This is a genomic window from Priestia sp. D51 (assembly GCF_053345675.1).
The window spans coordinates 886364-905072 of record NZ_JBLTIR010000001.1 but is presented as its reverse complement, the minus strand read 5'-3'; the positions used below and the strand labels follow the sequence as shown (position 1 = coordinate 905072).

The window sequence follows — 18709 nt, the reverse complement described above, 5'->3', positions numbered from 1 at the left end:
TCAAGATTCATAGCGGTAATATTATCCCATAGTTCCATCATATTACTTTGTCATCTTCCCTCCACATTTTCTTTATAAAAAAGGCGCACTGCTCTTTCGCAATGCGCCTTCTTATTATGAAGATAAAGCCTGTGACTGGTTCATGTCCGACACATTAACCGCTTCATCCGTACTTTGATGCACCTGACGTTTTTTGATCACATCAATATATTGAATGTGATGGCCTTCCATTTTCGTAACAGTAAAGTCATACTGATCAAAGCTAAGGCTTTCTCCTTGCTTGACGTCATATTTTTCCGTCAAGACCCAGCCTCCAATTGTATCAACATCCGTATCATCAATTGTTGTGCCAAGGAGCTCGTTAAGCTCACTTACTAATAGCTTTCCATCTACAATATAATGATCGGGTTTGACTTTCTGAATTAATGGAAGTTCATCCGCATCAAATTCATCCCGAATTTCACCGACAATTTCCTCTAAAATATCCTCTACTGTTACAATCCCTGCAGTTCCTCCGTATTCATCGATTAAAATAGCCATATGGATGCGTTCACGCTGCATCTTAAGCAATAAATCATGAATAGGAATCGATTCAATTACTTCAATAACAGGACGGATATACTGTTTTAAATTTATTTTTTCCTTGCTGTTGTTCATAACAATCTCGGTTAAAATCTCTTTCATATTGACCATTCCAATAATATGGTCTTTATCTCCATCAATGACCGGATAGCGGGTAAACCGCTCTTCTTGGACCATCTCAAGGATGTATTCGACCGTATCTTCCTGGTCAATTGAAACGACTTCCGTACGCGGCACCATAATCTCCTTGGCAACGCGATCATCAAAGTCAAAAATTTTACTTACATATTTAAACTCCGATTGATTGATTTCACCGCTTTTATAGCTTTCTGATAACAAGATGCGAAGCTCTTCTTCACTGTGTGCAAGCTCATTTTCTGAAGCAGGCTTTAGACCAAATAACCCTGTTATTAAACGAGAAGAACTGTTTAATAGCCAAATGAAAGGATAGGTTACTTTATAAAAAAGTATAAGCGGACGAACAAATAATAAAGTGACTTTCTCTGCTTTTTGAATTGCAAATGTTTTCGGAGCAAGCTCTCCGACCACAACATTTATAAATGTAACAACCGCAAAAGAAATCGCAACAGATAGTACTTTTGTTAAAGCTCCGCTTATCCCTAGTTGATCAAGTAATGGTGACAGGAGATGCGAAATTGTAGGCTCTCCTAACCAACCAATTCCCAGCGCAGTAATCGTAATACCAAGCTGACACGCAGATAAGTATTCATCTAAATTTGAAATAACTTGCTTCGCAGCTTTTGCATTGCTGCTCCCTTCTGCTATAAGCTGATCCACTTTGGAACTCCTCACGCGAATAATCGCAAACTCGGTAGCAACGAAAAAAGCAGTTAATGCAATCAGTACCGCTAGTAAAATCAAGTTAAATATGTCCAATCAAGTTCCTTAGCTCGTTTAAAAACGAGTAAGGACTCACCTCCTAAAAAATAAAAAATTTGGATAAAGAACTCTATCCCTGTACTGATCACATGGAAAAGTGCATATAAGGAGGAATCACATGATAAATGTATAAACATCTTTATATGGAGCAAAACTGCCAGCCTTTCTTCCTTATCTCACGTTTCACTCGTTAATGTAGCAGGTCATTCTTTATTCAGCTGTTCTAGATGTGAAGCAATGGCTCACATCGCTTCATTTCATGATGTTGCTTCAGCGCTGATTCTCTCTTCCATTCATTTATAAAAAATTTAGTAGTTTCCAATCTTTATAAAGTTAAAGTCTGTTAACGCCTTAAAAGAGCGATTATGTGATAAAGAGCGATATGCGTGAAGCAAATGTAGGTTTATATAATAATGTATTGTACGCTTTGACACTGGTGCATATAATGCTACTTCGCCAACGTGGTACACTGCCCCATCCAATCACCTCTATTTCCGTATATCTAAAAAGATTCAGGAATAATTATCCTATTTCTTTTTAAACTTATTGACTTTATTTTAAATGTTAAAAACTTTGCAGTCAAACGTTTTAGTTAGTCTCCTGCCCTTGCTATTTACTGGTGCGGCGATTTTTAGCAGGCAAATAAAAGCTTGCTGCTACACAAAAAAAACCAAGGACAAAACAGATAATGGGGAGTTTCATACCTATCGCTTCAGCATAATAAGTGAGACTCCTTCCGTGAATAGGGACAAGATTCATTTCAAAAATCAAAGTCAAAACAGCTGTCACTTTGAGTGCAATACCAACAATGAAAAGACAAACTCTCAGGCCTCCACTCATATGCAAAAACATCCCTTCTATCCATTAGCGAATGGATGATGTACTACACCATATGATACATCCCTACACTTTATCACTAAATGCTAAAAAAGCGCTATGTCCATGCATAGACGCTTATAAATTTGCAACCACTTGTCCAATGGAATCATAGATAACCAAATCAAACAAATAATCGTAATGCGTAGGTTCTTTATTAATGATCACCATATTTGTACGATTGTACCGGCTCACAAGCAGCGGAATCTGATTAATCGGTGCTACTTCAAGCGATGAACCAAGCACGATGAATAAATCAGATGACAGCGCTGCTGTAACTGCTTCATCGAACTGATGAATGGCATCTCCAAAGAGAACGACATTTGGCTTTAAAAGGCGCTCACACGCTGTACATTGTGGGAGAGCTGACTGATTTAAATACGCTAAGTCATACTCTTTTTTACACCTCGGACAATGAGCTCTCTTAATGGACCCATGAATTTCAAAAACGTTCGTGCTTCCTGCATCTTGGTGCAGCCCATCGATATTTTGCGTAATCACATGCACGGTTTTGCCGTCTTCTAGTTCAGCAATAAAGCGATGGCCCTTATTTGCTTTATACTGATGCAGCATTTTAATATGAAAAATCTCTTTAAACAGCGGCCAAAATTCATGAGGATACTGTTCATAGAAGTCAGCGGCTACTATGTCCACAAAGCTTTTGTTTTGGCGATATAAGCCATTTTGAGAGCGAAAGTCGGGTATGCCCGACTCTGTGCTCATTCCTGCTCCCGTAAAAAAACAAATGTGTTTAGCATCATCAATGAGCTGTTTTAATTCTTTGTACTGGTTTGACATTGCATTTCTCTCCTATTTAACAATTAGCACAGGAATTGTTACTTGCTGTGCTATCTTAGAACTAACGCTTCCAAGCAGCATGCCTTTTACAGGATTTAACCCTCTGCTTCCTATTACTACAAGGTCAAATGAATTTTGATTAGCAAATTGAATCACTGTTTTAGCCGCGTCTCCGTGCATAAAGGTAATCTCATACTCCACGTTTCCTTGCTTTAAAATTTCATCCGTTGTATGTATCCGACTTTCCCGTTCCTCGTCGCGGCTAAGTGATTTTAATCTTGAATCACCTTCTACTGCATAAATAACTTGAATAAAACTGTTTTCCGTAAGCTGAGCCAACTGAACGGCTTTTTCTGTTGCTTTAGCTGCATGCTCTGAGCCATCTGAGGCAAGTAAAATTCGTTTAAACATCACGCTTCCTCTCCTCTTTTATAAAATGGTCTTCTCTCTTTACTATATCACTCGCTGTTCAAATGTAATCATTTTTTTGATTATTTCTATAATTTTTAAAATTATTTGTCTACTTTTATGATAAACTGAAAGAAAACGTGTACAGAGGGGATGAACCAATGTTTGGTTTTGAATTAATTTGCACTTTTTGCAAAGGGCTCGGAAAGCTAGCTGTTATTCCTGGTATCGGTTACATGAAAACATGCAAACACTGTGAAGGGACAGGCATGCAATCAAAAAAAGACGAAACTCCTTCTATATAAGAAGCTTCGCCTCAGAAACACTGGGATTAAATTGAAAGTTCTTTAGATAAACGGTACATATCAGCATTGATATGATGAGGTTCACCTAAAATTTCCATAATATCATAATCTACAATTTCATTTTTACGGATACCGATTGCACGGCCGCCCTTACCTTCTAGTAGAAGTTCGACTGCGCGACCGCCGAAACGGCTTCCTAGCACACGATCTTGAGCAGTTGGAGAACCACCGCGCTGAATGTGTCCTAATACTGTTACACGCGTTTCAATACCTGCAGCTTCATGAAGCTGCTTCGCTACTTCATTACCATTAGCTACACCTTCAGCTACTACGATAATGCTGTGCTTTTTACCGCGCTCTTGTCCTTTTCTCAAACGATCAACCATTTCTTGGAACTCATCTTTTGCTTCTGGGATAAGGATTGTTTCCGCACCTCCAGCAAGACCTGACCAAAGAGCAATGTCTCCTGCATTACGCCCCATAACTTCAATAATGAACGTACGCTCATGAGAAGTCGCCGTATCACGGATTTTATCAATTGCATCGATAACCGTATGAAGAGCCGTATCAAATCCTAATGTAAAATCTGTTCCTGGAATGTCGTTATCAATCGTTCCTGGGATGCCGATACAAGGGAAACCAAGCTCTGTTAGTTTTACAGCTCCCATATATGATCCGTCTCCACCAATAACTACTAAGCCTTCAATACCGTGCTTCTTAAGGTTTTCAATACCTTTTAAACGCCCTTCTTCTGTTTTGAATTCTGGACATCTTGCAGAATAAAGCATCGTTCCGCCGCGTTGAATGATGTCACCAACATCTCCAACTTCTAGCTTTTTAATATTTCCTTCTATTAATCCTTGATATCCTTGGAAGATACCATAAACTTCCATACCTTCATGAATTGCTTTACGCACAACAGCACGAACCGCAGGATTCATACCTGGAGAATCTCCGCCGCTTGTTAATACACCTATTCTTTTCATTACTTTCACCTCATCAAAGTCACATATATGACTACTATATTATAGTTCTACATTTTACCCGAGTTCGAACTTTTTGTGTAGTAATTCACAACATATTTCTTTGTTAAATTTTAAATGTACATACTTTTTCATATCTTTTAGTTATTTACCGTCAAATATTCAAAGTTTTTCTAGCAATATTACACATCTAAAGAACCCTTTTAATTACAGCTTTTATAAGACTATATTCACCTTTATATTTCATTTTTTTCATATATGTAATGAAATTGTAACGTAGAACACTGTCGAAAGATGATATGATGAATTTACTCAAATCAGGAAAAATTTTCAGGGGGTACTAGTTTTATGAAAAAAGTAATAGCAGCTCTTACGCTTGCTGGCGTTATTGTTTCTACTAGCCCGATTGTCAGCCAAGCGGCTCTAGGCGACCAAACGCTTCGCCAAGGCATGAATCACCAAGATGTTAAACAACTACAACAAACGTTGAAAAATAAAGGTTATTTTAAAGGGAATACGACTACATACTTTGGGACTGTTACAACTTCTGCTGTAAAATCATTTCAGCGCAAAAATGGACTAGCAGCAGATGGTATTGTCGGAAAAGGAACGTACGCTAAACTAGGCGTTTCAGCAAAGGGCAAATCGCCTTCTAGCTCAGCGCGCTATAACCCTAACGCAGTGATTAACAAAGGAAAACAGTACATGGGCGTTCGCTATCGCTGGGGCGGAACAACGCCAAGCGGCTTTGACTGCAGCGGTTTTATTGGCTATGCGTTCAAACATGGCGGCGGGGTCCAGCTTCCTCGGACAGTAGCTCAGATTTATCAAAAAGGAACGCGCGTCTCAAGTCCAAAAGCTGGAGATATTGTGTTCTTCCAAACCTATACAAAAGGGCCTTCCCATGCAGGAATTTATTTAGGAAACAACCAGTTTCTTCACTGTTCTTCATCTAAAGGTGTGAGCATCTCTTCTCTAAAAGAGAGCTATTGGAGCAAACGCTATTTAGGTGCTAAAAGAATGTAGTTTCGATAAAAAGGGCAAGCTGTGCGATTTTGATGCGGCTTGCTCTTTTTCTGCATGTAAAAGATTTGGTATAGTAGAAGCAGCGCATTGCAAAACCAAGCGTGTAGATGAATACTGTAAAGGAAGTTGAATAAATGCACACCCTTTTAATTGACATGGATTCTGTCATTTGTGATCTTATGACGGATTGGCATAACCAATATAACAAAGATTATTGCGACAGCTTATCGGTTGAAAAGTTAAAATGCTGGGAATCAGAAAAGTATGTAAAGCCGGAATGCGGCACAAAGATTTATGACTACCTCGATCAGCCGGGGCTTTTTTTACATTTACAACCTCTGCCTCATGCTGTTGAGGTTCTCAAACGACTTTATGAAAGGTTTTCCATTTTAATTGTCACAAGCAGCCGTACCTATGCTTATACAGAAAAAGAGCAGTGGGTTGAAAAACATCTTCCGTTTATCGGAAAGTACAATATCGTGTTTACACACCAAAAAGATAAAATATACGGAGACTTGCTATTTGATGATGCACCTCATAATTTGAAGGCTTTTCAAGCTACAGGTCGCCATGCTGTTGCCATGAGCTACCCGTATAACGAAGAAGTAAATGTCCCTCGCGTGGACGATTGGCTTCAGTTTGAACAGTACGTAAATACTTATTTTAACGAATGTTAATCAAAAAAACACGTAGACTTTGTTATCAGAGAATGAATGCAGTGCGTTTGTGAGCACAGCTATAAGCATAAAAAAACCGCCTTTTGGGCGGTTTTTGACGGATAGCCCCCTAAGGGTTATCCGCTTTTTATTTAAAAAAGATATCGTTTTTTAGTACTTATCAGCTGATGAAAAAAAGTCCATAATTGCATGGATAATTTCAACGGACTGAAAAGAAAACAATGATATGGCTGTTAGTGAAAAGAAACCAATCATGGCCATACGTACAAGTAACATAGACTAATCGCCTCCCTGTTTTGAACTAAATGAACGCACCCAAAACAATTCGCTATCTGTCTTTGTTTGTACGACGGTTTCGCCAAGCAAAGGCAGCTCATTCACTGCGTGTAACAATGACAATGAATCTTCATCTTTCTCTTAAAGACTAAGCGTATAGTTAGTATATCAAATGAAACTTTTTCTTCAAGGCTATACTAGCGGTAAAAAAGGAAATAGTATGAAACGATGCGTTTTATCTTTATTTCATACAATTCAGTACCCTAATATTTATTATATTAAACCTTTTAGAAAAATTGCTACTATTATATCTTTTTTATAAAAAAGATATTAAGACCTAACTAAATTATTCCAAAAAGACGAACAAACGGGATAAATAATCTCAACTGCTTGCTACGTTGCTGTTGATTTCCTTGTAAGACTTCGCTTTCCCCAGGCGGCTGATGAGCCTCCTCGTCTACATACATAAAATCTACGTTCACTATATCAATGAAAAAATCCGAATGCGTTGGATTCTCCAGCAGGAATCAAACGCGTTCGGATCTTCCTTCAACTAAAATAATTTTGCCCCAGATTCTTCACATTATCGACACGTACTGTAATACTCATTAACAATGTCTAAAATAGTTGGGTATTCTTCCACCCATGTAAAGTTTGTTTTTTCGTTTTCTTTTTTTACTGTTTCTTGTTCTGCACCGATCTTTTCCATTGTTCAATCTCTCCCTTTAACTGTTATATAACATTTATATTAACTAAACTTTGTTTTATAACAACTTTAAAAAGAAAGTTGGACAATGAGTATGAAAAAAAGTTATTGCAGGGATAAAATTTTCACATAATACGTACGGTTCCTCGGTCCATCAAACTCACAAAAATAAATTCCTTGCCACGTTCCTAGCAGCAGCTGCCCATCGTGAATGATTATATGCTGAGAGGAGCCGACCGTGCTCGATTTGAGATGAGCCGCCGTATTTCCTTCCATATGAAGATCTAACTGATGTTCCCAAGGATATACTTCATCGAAGCGTCGGATCATATCCGTTTTTACATCCGGATCCGCATTTTCATTAATTGTTATACCAGCGGTTGTATGAGGACAGTAAACAACTACAGCCCCTTCTTTTAATCCTTCTGTTCTTATTACTGCTTGTACCTGACTCGTAACGTCGATCATTTCGTCACGCTTATTCGTTTTTAACGTAAATGAATGTAGCATACCATCACCTCTTTTCTTTACCATAACATATCTTTTCTATTCTTCCACATTTTTCGTATAACTCGTTTTTACATCGCAAACACTAAGCTCATTAACACAACAGGCGGTGAGTTTATTTATGCTCGATTCAAAATTTCAGCCCAATGCAGACTACACCGTTCAAACGTTTCTAGATTTGGTGGGTCAAAATACAGATGTTGGTTCCAAAAAATTATGGCTGTCCCCCACAAAATATATATGCATTATTTACCTCCAAGGATTAGTAGACGGAGAAAAGCTTGATAATCTTACTCAGCATGTTGTTGAGACCAAAGCAAAAAGTGAAACGCAAACACTCGATGACATCGATTCATTTATTTCTGTCATTAAAGACAAAGAAGTTTATACATACAAGCAAGCAATCTCGTGTTTTTTTAAAGGTCAGCCCTTGCTGTTTATTAGCGAAAGCACCACGGCATATTCGCTGAATATGTCTATGACCAAACAGCGCTCTTTAAGTGAACCTACCACAGAAAAAGTAGTGCGTGGCCCTAAAATTGCGCTTATCGAAAACTTAGATGAAAACCTTGGTCTTTTAAGGCAGCGTTCTACCGAAGAAGAAATGGTTATTGAAGACATTTACATTGGAAATGCAAAGGAACATCGAACAAGTATCGTTTTTCATAATAAACACTGTCAAACTCACATCGTGAATCAAGTCCGAGAGAAATTATTAGATATTCCTTTAGATAACATTCAAGACTCAGGAATGATTGAAGAATTTTTAGAAGAAGCACCCTACTCACCGTTCCCTCAAGTACAAAATACAGAAAGACCGGATCGCGTTCTCGCTGCGGTGAATGAAGGGCGAGTAGCCATTTTAGTAGATGGTTCTCCTTTTGCTCTTTTAGTGCCTACTACTTTCGATATGATTATGAAATCACCCGATGATTATTACGAAAGATGGATAGCGGGTTCATTGCTAAGATTGCTGAGATACTTGTCTATTTTTATTACGTTGTTCTTTTCAGCTATTTATATTTCACTCGTTTCGTTTAACCAAGGTCTGCTTCCGACAGAGCTGGCTATTACTATTGCAGCCACACGAGAAAACGTTCCTTTTTCTCCTTTTATCGAAGCAGTGGTCATGGAAGTGACGCTTGAATTGTTGCGCGAAGCCGGGCTGCGTCTCCCTACTCCTGTTGGACAAACAGTTGGACTTGTAGGAGGCGTTGTGATTGGTCAAGCAGCGGTAGAAGCACATATCGTTAGTTCCGTGATGATTATTGTTGTATCCGTGTCGGCAATCGCGTCCTTTACCGTTCCTCAGTACGGAATTGGCCTTTCGTTTCGAATTTTGCGTTTCGTATCTATGATGATTGCAGCAATTTTTGGATTATACGGAGTTTCCATGTTTTTCCTTGTGCTCGTCATCCATTTAACCAAACTCGAAAGTTTTGGTATAGCCTACTTTAAACCGTTTTTTGCGTTAAATAAAAAAGCGTGGAAAGACTCTTATGTTCGTCTTCCAAACAAAAGCCTAAAACAGTCTAAAAATAAATCAAAACAAAACTAACAAAAGGAGGACCATATGCAACAATCACAATCAAGCAAGCTTCTTTCAGATTTTTACGCCATTTCAATTATTTCTTCAACTATGCTTGGCGTCGGTTTATTAACACTGCCAAGCAGTATTACAAACCAGACAAATAATGCAGACGGATGGATTGTACTGATTATGGACGGTCTTTTGTTTATTGGAATTGTTCTTTTTTTAGTCTGGATGGTTAAGTATTTTACAATCAGCTGTATGTTTGATTTTACACAGGAAGTAACCGGCAAGATAATTGGAAATATCTTCAACTTTGCTATGGTCGTTTATTTTACATCTGTAGCAAGTTTTGAAGTAAGAGCTATGGCAGAAATGATTCATTTTTATTTACTGGAAACGATGCCCATTGAATTAATTATTCTTTCGTTTATTTTGACAGGCGTTTATTTAATCACGGGAGGTATTGATTCTATTGGAAAAGTAATGGCACTATGTTTTCCTGTAACGGTCATCATTCTTCTTACCTTATACGCTCTTAGCATCGGTATGGTGGATTTAAAAAACTTGCAGCCTGTATTAGCTGACGGATTCAGCCCGCTTCTTGCTGCCTTTACAACCGTCTCTGTTTCTTTTTTAGGGATTGAAACCATTGTATTTCTTCCGAAGCATATGAAAAATAAAAATCACTTACGAAAAGTTTCGATCATCGGATTTTCTATTCCTTTACTTTTATATATTATCACTTACGTATTAGTTGTCGGCGCGTTATCCGTTCCGGAAGTAAAAACGACCGTCTGGCCTACGATTGAATTTGTTCAGACGCATGAAGTAAAAGGAATTTTCTTTGAGAGGCTTGAATTATTTTTACTTATTGTCTGGCTTCTTCAGTTTTTTTTAACCTTTGTAATGTATTTCTTTTTGGCTGTTTCAGGATTTAAAAAGATTTTCAAAAACCGATCAACTACCAATATTATCTTTCTTGTGCCCATTTTATTTATGAGCTCGTTAGCCCCCAAAACAGCAAGCGACGTGTCCCATTTTTCAACGGTATTAGGCTGGGCATTTTTAGTGACATTTTTAGTTATCCCTCTTTTTTTCAGCACGTTAATGAAAATAAAAAAGGTTGTGTTCAAATGACGAAAAAATGTCTTCCTGTCATGATGACCGTTTTTTTATTATGCGGCTGTATGAGCCATCGGAATATTGAACAACTTGCTCTTGTTATAGGAGTGGCAATGGATATTACACCAAAAATCGAACCAAAAACAGGAAAAAATCAGCTTGTGCTGACTCATCAAACGTTGACCGAAACGGAATCCGGAAATATGTCTTCTTCCATTCCATACAAGAACATTACAACAGCTGGTCCTACCATTCATGAAATCACGCGAAATATTTCGCTGAAATCTGACCCTATATACAGCCAGCATCAGCGAGCGCTTTTAATAGGAGAAAAAGCAAGCAAGACGATCCCTCTGGATGCGCTTATCAATCAGTTTGTCCGTGATAATGAAATACGGCGCAGCAGCCTTGCGTTTGTTACAAAAGGCGATGCTAAAAACGTTTTAACGATTCAAGGAATGTCTGTGCCTCCAGTCAACTTAATTTATGAGCTTGTTTACAATAAATTCAAGACGAATAAAATTCTAAATCCCTTAACCATGGGAGAGCTATCGGCTAAGTTAAAAACCGATCAAAGCTTTTTAATACAGCGGCTTTCTAAAATAAAAAACAGCGTTGAACTAGACGGTGCGGCGATCATCAAAGATAAAAAAGCAAAATTCATCTTAACTCAGCACCAAGTAGAGGCTTTAACGTGGTTAACGGGGAATATTAAAGGCGGAATTATTTACGGCAAACACGGTCCATATCCCTTTTCCTATGAAATTGGAGATGTTCAGCAAGATGTGAAGGCCCGCATTGATTCAAATCACTCCGTTCATTTTGACATCAACGTCCAAACAAGAGGCAGACTATCAGAAGATTGGGAGACTTCAAAACAGTCTCTTGCCGCCTCTAATGTAAAAAAGATCGAAAAAAAAATAGAAAAAATCATTCGAAAAGATGCGAAAAAAACACTCGGCTTACTGCAAAATAACTACAAAGCTGATGTGATTGACCTGCATGATTACGTACGAATTCATTATCCTCGTTTTTGGAAAAAACATCAGCATGAATGGGATGAAATATTTAGCCAGTCGACCATCGACTATCATGTTCATGTTCAAATTAAAGATTTTGGGACACAGGGCAGAGATTAGTCTTATTACTCAACGCCAGCTTCAGTCAGCTCTTTTTTCTTTAGTTCCATAATCGTGAACTTATCGGTATAGTTTTTGCTGACGAACAGCTGGCGTTCATCGTCGTTATTAAAATAAAACTTTTTATCGTCTTGATATTGAAAATTCACTTTTTTCTTTTTCATTTGTTTAATAAACGTTAAATAGTCATTTGAATGAATGAGGTACCTCTTAGGCTTATCGGATATTTGAACAACATCTTCACCTGAAGACTTTAGTTTTACAATACTCCATGCAATGGGAAGAGGATTACCTTCTTGAAAGATCGTTTTGTGAAAAATAAGCACAAAGAAAGCAGCTGTAACAATTGAAATAAGAACAAGCTGTTTTTTCACCGTCTATCATCCTTTCTTCACGTCGTTACTACGTTAAGTAATACGACAGCCGTATGAAAAAACCTGTTCATCCGCAAAGGTTGTGTAAAGAAATAATGCAAAATCAACAAAATATAACAGTTTGGTTACCTTTTGATTAAATAACATTACTTCTTTACAAATTTAGCTAATCACGTGATAGACTAAATTCAACATATTAAGTCAGGACTAAACTAAATGAGGTGTTGCGTATGACCACAATGCGGCTTCAATCATACTTAACAACAATGTTTCCAAATGTTCAAATGAAGAGACCTCTTTTTTATAACGCGCCGGCAGGCATCCGTTTTACGCTTACCAATCAAAAAGGCGTATGGGAACGAGAATACATGAAAAATGTGTACGCACGCGCTTACGAAATTTTTGAGACACTCCATGAAAAAAATGATGAGCTGCTGCTTGTTTTCAAAGCGAATGCTGCACAGGATGATTTACTTTTAAAAAAGAAAAAAGAAACAGCTATTAAAAAATTCATCCGCTCTCGCCTGAAGAAACAAGAAGTTCAATCCGTAGCATTATTAAATAACGCTGAGTATATTATTGCTTGTAAAACAAATGATGTGAAAGAAAAACTTCTTTTACAATCAATTGCCAACCGTGATCTTCATATTCATCCGGCTATTGAAGAAGAGTGTTACATTGTGAATTTGAATAAAGAAACCATCTTCCACCTATACGATGAGCGCGGACTGGACATTGTATCGAACAATCAGTCTTCTCTTCAACTTCTTCAGCAAAAGTTTCACGACTGGATTCTAGATATTGATGCAGCTTGTTCAAAAAAAGTACAGTAAAAAAGCAATCATTCAGTAAAGGAATGATTGCTTTTTTATTAGGCTTGATGGACAGGAGATGCTTTTTTTAAAAACAGCCAGTTGATAAGAAAGAGTAGGAAGCTTACGATAACCATTGTTCCGAATGTAAGCAATAACGACCCGCTCGAAAAGCTTTTTATAAAATGAATAATCGGTTCTTTTGTTACTGGAATTGTGAACAGTAACACCAGAACAGCACCGCTGATCATCCCTCCTGTTTGCCCGAATTTGTAGACAATGCTGCCAAGCAAACACGCGGCTGCTGTAATAAAAAAGATAAAGACAGCGTCCGTTAAAAAGTGAACAGCGAGAGTAGGATCATGGAAAATAAAATCACTTGCATAATAAAGCTGAACATTCATTAAATTCAAACTATTAATCACCTTCATTGAAATGCTCATGATGACAACATTGATAAAAGACATTACAATTGCAAATAGAGCAAAAACACAGGTCATCGTTGAAAGATATGCTTTACGAGTAGCTCCTAACTTTAAGCAAAAGGAAAAACTTTTTCGAATGATAATAAAACTTACAATACCTGAAAAGATATACTGCGGCATACTTGTTACTAACAGAAGATGCTCATTCACCTGACTGAACACTAAAATATCTACTGCAACAAAAGCTAGCAGAATCGTCCAAAAGCGAATCATTAAATACTTTAGTTCAACGTAGAGCGAATAACTAATGGCTGCAAACTGTCCTTTCATTACGCTACACCTCCACGATTGGCTGTAAGATAAATCATAATATCCTGTATGTGAACGGCTTCTACATGAAACGAACTGTCGACAAGTTCTTCAGCATAAATATCTTCATTAAACAGCACTATTTTTTTCTCTCCCCCGAATACTTGTTCATGGATGACTTGCTTTCCTTTTTCATACTCTTCAATTTGACTTTTAGGTCCTTTCACACTTACACAGCGCTGCTGCAAATTTTCTGCTGTATCCTGAAGAATCAGCTTTCCTTTTTGCATAATAAGTACTTCTTCAAACAAATTACTTACTTCATCAATTAAGTGCGTTGAAATAATGAACGTGCGTGGATATTCTTCATATTCATCCAATAAAAGCTCATAAAAGCGCGCTCGCATCGCAGCATCAAGTCCAATATAAGGTTCATCAAAAATTGTGATGCTTGTGCGAGAAGATAACCCAACAATAATTCCTAACGCTGATTCCATACCTTTAGACAATGCTTTCACTTTCCTATTACAATCTAAATCGAACTCTTCCATAAGCCTCTCAGCAGCTTCCTGGCTCCAATAAGGATAAAAAAAGGAGGCAATTTTTAGCACGTCTTTGATTTTTAATGTTTTTTTGAAATTTCCGCTTTCGTTAATTAAGCAGATGTTTTGTAGAACAGAGCGGTTTTCAAACGGAGATTGATTTCCCACTTTTACCTCTCCTGTTGTAACTGGAATATGTCCGGCTACAATTTGCATCAGAGTCGTTTTACCCGCTCCGTTTCTACCTAGCAGTCCGTATATTTTATTTTGTGCTAGCGTAAGTGAAATATCCTTTAACACTTGCTTAGATCCGTAGCATTTATTTAACAGCTGCGCTTCTATATTCATTCTATTTCCCCCTTGTCTAACAGCTCTTTTAACTCGGTTACCGTAATTCCTAAATGCTGTGCTTCTTTTTTCAGCGGAACGATAAAACGGTTATAAAATTCTTCTTTTCTTTGTGTAAGCAACACTTCTTTGGCACCCGCACATACAAACATCCCGATCCCTCTCTTTTTATACAATATTCCGTGGTCAACTAGCTGATTAATTCCTTTAGCTGCCGTTGCAGGGTTAATGCGATACATTTTGGCAAATTCATTCGTAGACGGTACTCTTTCTTCTTCTGGAAAAGCATCATTTAAAATATTCTCTTCGATGGTTTCTTTGATTTGTTGAAAAATTGGTCGCTGATGATCTAATGATTGTTTCATTTTGACTACCTCACTTAAGTGGTTCATTACTCATGCAACTAACTATATAACTAACTGGTTATTTTTTCAAGTATTATTTCCAAAAAAAAAGAAAAAAAGTCCGTCAGTTAGTTACTGACGGACTTTTTCATTTGACTGTTGAACCACTTGACCGTTCTTTTTACTAGCTCATCCTGCTGCTCTTTAGGAGAAATACTGGCTTTGTTGTCGCCTTTTTGTTTCCCGTACATTCCAAACTGTGCGTGATTAGCTCCTTTTACTTGGACCAGCTCCGTATTTTTTGAAAGTAAATGCTTGGTTTCTTTAATTTTTTCAGGCGTCGACAAACCATCTTTCTCACCGGTTAAAGACAAAATAGGGTAAGTGGAGGTTGAAAAATCATTTTTATTCATCGGATACGATGCTAAAAGAACTAAGCCTTTTATTGAGTTTTGATGATCATACGCATAAGACGCTGCACTCACTCCTCCAAGGGAATGCCCTCCGATAAACCATGCGGCAATCTTCGGGTAGCTCTTCACAATATCCGTCGCTTTATTTTGACTAAAGAAGCTCATATTAAACGGAGAATCTACAACAGCAACAAGATATCCTTCATTTGCAATTTGCTGAGCATAATAGCCATATGCTAACGGCTCTACTTTAGCACCTTGATAAATAATATAGCCGGCCTTTATCTCTTTGTTCGTTTGAGGCTTAAATACGTAATAATCGTCTTTTTTCACTACTTTTTTCTCATCTATCAGTGAGTGAAGCTGTTTTGAAGGTTCATAATCAAAACCCGACCATATAACAAAAAAAGCCGCGGTTACTGCAACAAGAACGGCAAGACTGACTCCTAGTATTTTTAACGTTTTTTTCATGTCACTCCCTCTTTCTGTTTTTTTACTATGTACTCTTTTTATATCTTTTAGACATTTTACATGTTTGTTTCAAAGACATACAAGAAAAAAGAGGGGCTCAATATGCATGAAGCAGCAAAAGTAACGTAAACCATTACAAACAATCAAGCAGAGAAAGCTAAAAATTCGGCTGTAAGCTATAATAAGGGGCAGTCTCATTAGCAGACAACCTTCATTAATGAATATCTCGTTTCTTAAACCTTCCTCCCCTGACTTCAGCAATAGCTGCTACAGCAAAAAAAGCAGATGGATCTATCTCATCGATAATCGCTTTTAACTTTGCTTCTTCAAGCCTGGTAATAACACAAAAAATCACTTTTTTATCATCTCCCGTATACGCACCTTCCCCGTTTAAATACGTGACGCCTCTCCCTAAACGAGCAAGAATTGCTTCACCAATTTGTTCATATTGTTCGCTAATAATCCAAGCTGACTTGGACTCATCTAAACCTTGAATCACAATGTCAATCGTTTTAAAAGCAATGAAGTAAGCCATTAAAGAATACATAGCGCGATCCCAGCCAAATACAAAACCGGCACTTCCCAAAATAAATAAATTAAAAAACATAATCGTCTCACCTACGGAGAACGGCGTACGCTTATTAAATAAAATAGCTAATATCTCGGTGCCGTCTAAAGAACCTCCGTATCGAATAACAATTCCTACTCCCACACCAAGAACAATTCCGCCAAACACAGTTGCTAAAAGAGGGTCGCCTGTTAAGACCGGCAAGTCGTGAAAAATAGAGGTAGCAATGGATAGAATGATAACACCTAATAGCGTAGATAGCGCAAATGTTTTTCCAATTTGCTTGTATCCAATAAAAAAGAATGGAAGATTTAATACGAAGATATAAAAGCCGATTTGAACATCCGTTAAGTGGGATAAAATAATAGATATACCTACAATTCCACCGTCAATAACCTCATTAGGGACAAGAAAAAATTCTAGCCCGACGGCCATTAAAAGGGCCCCCACTAAAATAAATAGCATACGCTTTACAATCATTTTAGCTGATAGCGAACGATGAACAACCTTTTTTATTTCATGATTCGTTTGCAGCACATAACTTCCCCTCCTTTTTGTGATAGAGACATCAATTACTAACTAAACGCTCTATTTTAATATTATCACAAAATTCAAACTATTTATCTGCTCTTTTACAAAAATTTCATCTAATGAAATAAATTATGCATATATTGGATAAAATTGTAGATGATAACAAGTGAATAAATGCCCGAGTACGTTCAAAAGTGAATGCACCCCGACCACTTTTCATACGGGATTAACAGGACAAACTTAGATTAAAAGGAGAGTAAAACGTTATGAACCGTGTAAAGATTATTGCTGCTTCTTTACTCGCAGTTTTATTGCTAGCTTTTTCAGATAATTTCACTTCTGCAGCTGTGCAGGAGGCAATGATACGAGTTGTGCATGCATCACCTGATGCACCTGAAGTAGATATATATGTGGACAATCAAAGCATCGTAGTCGGCGCATCGTTTAAAGATGTGACAGATTACCTTAAGGTACCTGCGGGGTCTCATAAAGTAGAGGTATATGCTATAGGTACAAAAGGAAAAGAAAAACCTGTCATTTCCACTAATGTAACCGTCGAAGCAAACAAAGCCTATACCCTTGCTGCTATTAACCAAGTTGCACACTTAGAATTAAAAGTAGCTCAAGATGATATGAACGTAGCTAAAGGAAAGAGTAAAATCCGAATTGCTCACTTTTCTCCAGATGCTCCCGCTGTTAATGTAGGTATTAATCACGGCCCTACTTTGTTTAAAGACACTGCTTTTAAACAAATGACAAATTATTCTGAAGTAGATGCCGGAACTTATGATTTAACCATCGCAACTAGTCAAGACAACAAAAAAATACTGGAAATTCCAAAGCTTAATTTAGAAGCCAACACGGTCTACACGGTGCTCGCTATTAACAAAGCCGACAGCCTTGAAACACTGTTATTAAAAGATAATACCGCTATGCCTTCCGAAATGCCAAAAACAGGTATGGGCGGTGCTTCAGAGGATAATTATAATTCAATTGTGCCGGTTCTTACTTTATTGGGAATTGGAGCGGTCGCTATATTTGTTGTTCGTCGTCACAGAGGATACGAAAGCGAATGAAATGGATAGGAGGGGTTTTCACCTTTTCTTTTATACTATTCATGAGCAGCTGGTTTGCCCAATCAGCATTTGCAAACAGCTCGACGGATTTTGTTGTGAAGATGGCTGAAACAAAATCGGCTCAATCCTTGAATTCTTCAGGGACCGCTTCTACACCTCTTCCATCTCAGCTTATTATTCCGAAGCTTCATATCAAGGCTTTTATAAAAGGAATGGGCCTTACTAATCAAGGTGAAATGAGCGTTCCTGATAACGGTCATGATGTAGCATGGTTTAAGCTTGGAGCAAGACCCGGAGAGGAAGGAAATGCGGTCATTGCAGGACATGTTGATGACCAAAAAGGACCCGCTATCTTCTATCATCTCGACAAGCTCACAAAAGGAGATGAAATTTTTGTAACCGATCAGCAAGGTCAGCAGCTGGCCTTTGTTGTTACCAATAAAGCTTCTTACCCCCGAGAGTCTGCTCCTATCAGAGAGATTTTCGGTCCAACTTTTCAACACCAGCTTAATTTAATCACCTGTACGGGAACATTTGATCATAGACAGAAAACTCATGAGCGCAGACTCGTTATTTATACAAGCCTCCGCCCGGAAAAAACAGCCGATGTTTCTCACTAAACATCGGCCTTTATTACTTTTAATTACACACTGGTTC

General features: G+C 37.8%; 23 protein-coding genes. 9 read left to right on the top strand and 14 right to left on the bottom strand.

Translation table 11 applies throughout. The annotated features are described in order from the left end of the window. Positions 1–114: 114 nt before the first annotated feature. The 4 genes from ACNHOZ_RS04715 to ACNHOZ_RS04700 all read right to left on the bottom strand — a co-directional run bounded on the left by ACNHOZ_RS04715 (position 115) and on the right by ACNHOZ_RS04700 (position 3567). Positions 115–1479: a hemolysin family protein gene (locus ACNHOZ_RS04715; RefSeq protein ID WP_048019911.1), complete on the bottom strand. Its 1365-nt coding sequence runs from the start codon at positions 1477–1479 to the stop codon at positions 115–117. 612 nt (positions 1480–2091) lie between these two features. Further along, complete coding sequence (locus ACNHOZ_RS04710; protein WP_016765278.1) at positions 2092–2322, bottom strand: hypothetical protein; 231 nt, start codon at positions 2320–2322, stop codon at positions 2092–2094. A 114-nt stretch (positions 2323–2436) separates the two neighbouring features. Continuing rightward, positions 2437–3156 (bottom strand): NAD-dependent protein deacylase, encoded by a 720-nt coding sequence (locus tag ACNHOZ_RS04705; RefSeq protein ID WP_048019910.1) that lies wholly within the window; start codon positions 3154–3156, stop codon positions 2437–2439. 12 nt (positions 3157–3168) lie between these two features. Continuing rightward, positions 3169–3567 carry a universal stress protein gene (locus ACNHOZ_RS04700; RefSeq protein WP_013058676.1) on the bottom strand — a complete coding sequence of 133 codons (399 nt, stop codon included), beginning with the start codon at positions 3565–3567 and terminating at the stop codon, positions 3169–3171. A gap of 158 nt (positions 3568–3725) precedes the next feature. On the opposite strand from ACNHOZ_RS04700, the gene ACNHOZ_RS04695 reads away from it, so the two are divergent. Continuing rightward, positions 3726–3869 carry a hypothetical protein gene (locus ACNHOZ_RS04695; RefSeq protein ID WP_013058677.1) on the top strand — a complete coding sequence of 48 codons (144 nt, stop codon included), beginning with the start codon at positions 3726–3728 and terminating at the stop codon, positions 3867–3869. 26 nt (positions 3870–3895) lie between these two features. Here ACNHOZ_RS04695 and pfkA read toward each other — a convergent pair whose 3' ends face one another. Continuing rightward, the gene (pfkA, locus tag ACNHOZ_RS04690; protein ID WP_028415086.1) at positions 3896–4855 is read right to left on the bottom strand and encodes a 6-phosphofructokinase; all 960 of its coding nucleotides are present in this window, start codon (positions 4853–4855) and stop codon (positions 3896–3898) included. A gap of 345 nt (positions 4856–5200) precedes the next feature. Between pfkA and ACNHOZ_RS04685 the strand changes: the two genes are divergently transcribed. After that, positions 5201–5878 (top strand): C40 family peptidase, encoded by a 678-nt coding sequence (locus ACNHOZ_RS04685; protein ID WP_016765281.1) that lies wholly within the window; start codon positions 5201–5203, stop codon positions 5876–5878. A gap of 134 nt (positions 5879–6012) precedes the next feature. Further along, positions 6013–6555, top strand: a complete 543-nt coding sequence (locus ACNHOZ_RS04680; RefSeq protein ID WP_028415087.1) for a 5' nucleotidase, NT5C type — start codon at positions 6013–6015, stop codon at positions 6553–6555. Between the two features lie 150 nt (positions 6556–6705). On the opposite strand, the gene ACNHOZ_RS04675 is transcribed toward ACNHOZ_RS04680, so the two are convergent. The 3 genes from ACNHOZ_RS04675 to ACNHOZ_RS04665 all read right to left on the bottom strand — a co-directional run bounded on the left by ACNHOZ_RS04675 (position 6706) and on the right by ACNHOZ_RS04665 (position 8047). Then, on the bottom strand, positions 6706–6831 hold the full coding sequence (locus ACNHOZ_RS04675; protein ID WP_013058681.1) for a hypothetical protein: 126 nt from the start codon (positions 6829–6831) through the stop codon (positions 6706–6708). Positions 6832–7414: 583 nt separating this feature from the next. Continuing rightward, positions 7415–7540: a hypothetical protein gene (locus tag ACNHOZ_RS04670; protein ID WP_016765283.1), complete on the bottom strand. Its 126-nt coding sequence runs from the start codon at positions 7538–7540 to the stop codon at positions 7415–7417. A gap of 102 nt (positions 7541–7642) precedes the next feature. Further along, a complete protein-coding gene (locus ACNHOZ_RS04665; RefSeq protein ID WP_048019909.1) occupies positions 7643–8047 on the bottom strand; it encodes a secondary thiamine-phosphate synthase enzyme YjbQ in 405 nt (134 codons plus the stop codon). A 118-nt stretch (positions 8048–8165) separates the two neighbouring features. Between ACNHOZ_RS04665 and ACNHOZ_RS04660 the strand changes: the two genes are divergently transcribed. Genes ACNHOZ_RS04660 through ACNHOZ_RS04650 form a run of 3 tightly spaced genes read left to right on the top strand, consistent with a single transcriptional unit; the run spans position 8166 to position 11839 of the window. Further along, the gene (locus ACNHOZ_RS04660) at positions 8166–9602 is read left to right on the top strand and encodes a spore germination protein (RefSeq protein ID WP_048019908.1); all 1437 of its coding nucleotides are present in this window, start codon (positions 8166–8168) and stop codon (positions 9600–9602) included. Between the two features lie 15 nt (positions 9603–9617). Further along, complete coding sequence (locus ACNHOZ_RS04655; protein ID WP_098113576.1) at positions 9618–10715, top strand: GerAB/ArcD/ProY family transporter; 1098 nt, start codon at positions 9618–9620, stop codon at positions 10713–10715. Continuing rightward, positions 10712–11839, top strand: coding sequence for a Ger(x)C family spore germination protein (locus ACNHOZ_RS04650; protein ID WP_048019906.1), 1128 nt, complete (start codon positions 10712–10714; stop codon positions 11837–11839). Before ACNHOZ_RS04655 ends, ACNHOZ_RS04650 begins: the two co-directional genes overlap by 4 nt. Before the next feature lie 5 nt (positions 11840–11844). On the opposite strand, the gene ACNHOZ_RS04645 is transcribed toward ACNHOZ_RS04650, so the two are convergent. Continuing rightward, positions 11845–12213, bottom strand: a complete 369-nt coding sequence (locus ACNHOZ_RS04645) for a hypothetical protein (RefSeq protein ID WP_033579870.1) — start codon at positions 12211–12213, stop codon at positions 11845–11847. Positions 12214–12443: 230 nt separating this feature from the next. On the opposite strand from ACNHOZ_RS04645, the gene ACNHOZ_RS04640 reads away from it, so the two are divergent. Then, complete coding sequence (locus ACNHOZ_RS04640) at positions 12444–13046, top strand: DUF3885 domain-containing protein (protein WP_013058688.1); 603 nt, start codon at positions 12444–12446, stop codon at positions 13044–13046. Between the two features lie 38 nt (positions 13047–13084). Here ACNHOZ_RS04640 and ACNHOZ_RS04635 read toward each other — a convergent pair whose 3' ends face one another. The 5 genes from ACNHOZ_RS04635 to ACNHOZ_RS04615 all read right to left on the bottom strand — a co-directional run bounded on the left by ACNHOZ_RS04635 (position 13085) and on the right by ACNHOZ_RS04615 (position 16982). Further along, the gene (locus ACNHOZ_RS04635) at positions 13085–13780 is read right to left on the bottom strand and encodes a hypothetical protein (RefSeq protein ID WP_033579869.1); all 696 of its coding nucleotides are present in this window, start codon (positions 13778–13780) and stop codon (positions 13085–13087) included. Continuing rightward, a complete protein-coding gene (locus ACNHOZ_RS04630; RefSeq protein WP_048019904.1) occupies positions 13780–14649 on the bottom strand; it encodes an ABC transporter ATP-binding protein in 870 nt (289 codons plus the stop codon). The genes ACNHOZ_RS04635 and ACNHOZ_RS04630 overlap by 1 nt, the downstream gene beginning before the upstream one ends. Continuing rightward, complete coding sequence (locus ACNHOZ_RS04625) at positions 14646–15014, bottom strand: GntR family transcriptional regulator (protein WP_028415095.1); 369 nt, start codon at positions 15012–15014, stop codon at positions 14646–14648. The genes ACNHOZ_RS04630 and ACNHOZ_RS04625 overlap by 4 nt, the downstream gene beginning before the upstream one ends. A gap of 107 nt (positions 15015–15121) precedes the next feature. Beyond that, positions 15122–15877 carry an alpha/beta family hydrolase gene (locus tag ACNHOZ_RS04620; RefSeq protein WP_048019903.1) on the bottom strand — a complete coding sequence of 252 codons (756 nt, stop codon included), beginning with the start codon at positions 15875–15877 and terminating at the stop codon, positions 15122–15124. Positions 15878–16091: 214 nt separating this feature from the next. Next, the gene (locus ACNHOZ_RS04615; protein WP_013058693.1) at positions 16092–16982 is read right to left on the bottom strand and encodes a YitT family protein; all 891 of its coding nucleotides are present in this window, start codon (positions 16980–16982) and stop codon (positions 16092–16094) included. Between the two features lie 260 nt (positions 16983–17242). Between ACNHOZ_RS04615 and ACNHOZ_RS04610 the strand changes: the two genes are divergently transcribed. Together ACNHOZ_RS04610 and ACNHOZ_RS04605 are read left to right on the top strand one after the other, a co-directional pair. Continuing rightward, positions 17243–18052, top strand: a complete 810-nt coding sequence (locus tag ACNHOZ_RS04610) for a DUF4397 domain-containing protein (RefSeq protein ID WP_048019902.1) — start codon at positions 17243–17245, stop codon at positions 18050–18052. Beyond that, complete coding sequence (locus ACNHOZ_RS04605) at positions 18049–18672, top strand: class F sortase (RefSeq protein ID WP_048019901.1); 624 nt, start codon at positions 18049–18051, stop codon at positions 18670–18672. The genes ACNHOZ_RS04610 and ACNHOZ_RS04605 overlap by 4 nt, the downstream gene beginning before the upstream one ends. Positions 18673–18709: the final 37 nt, after the last annotated feature.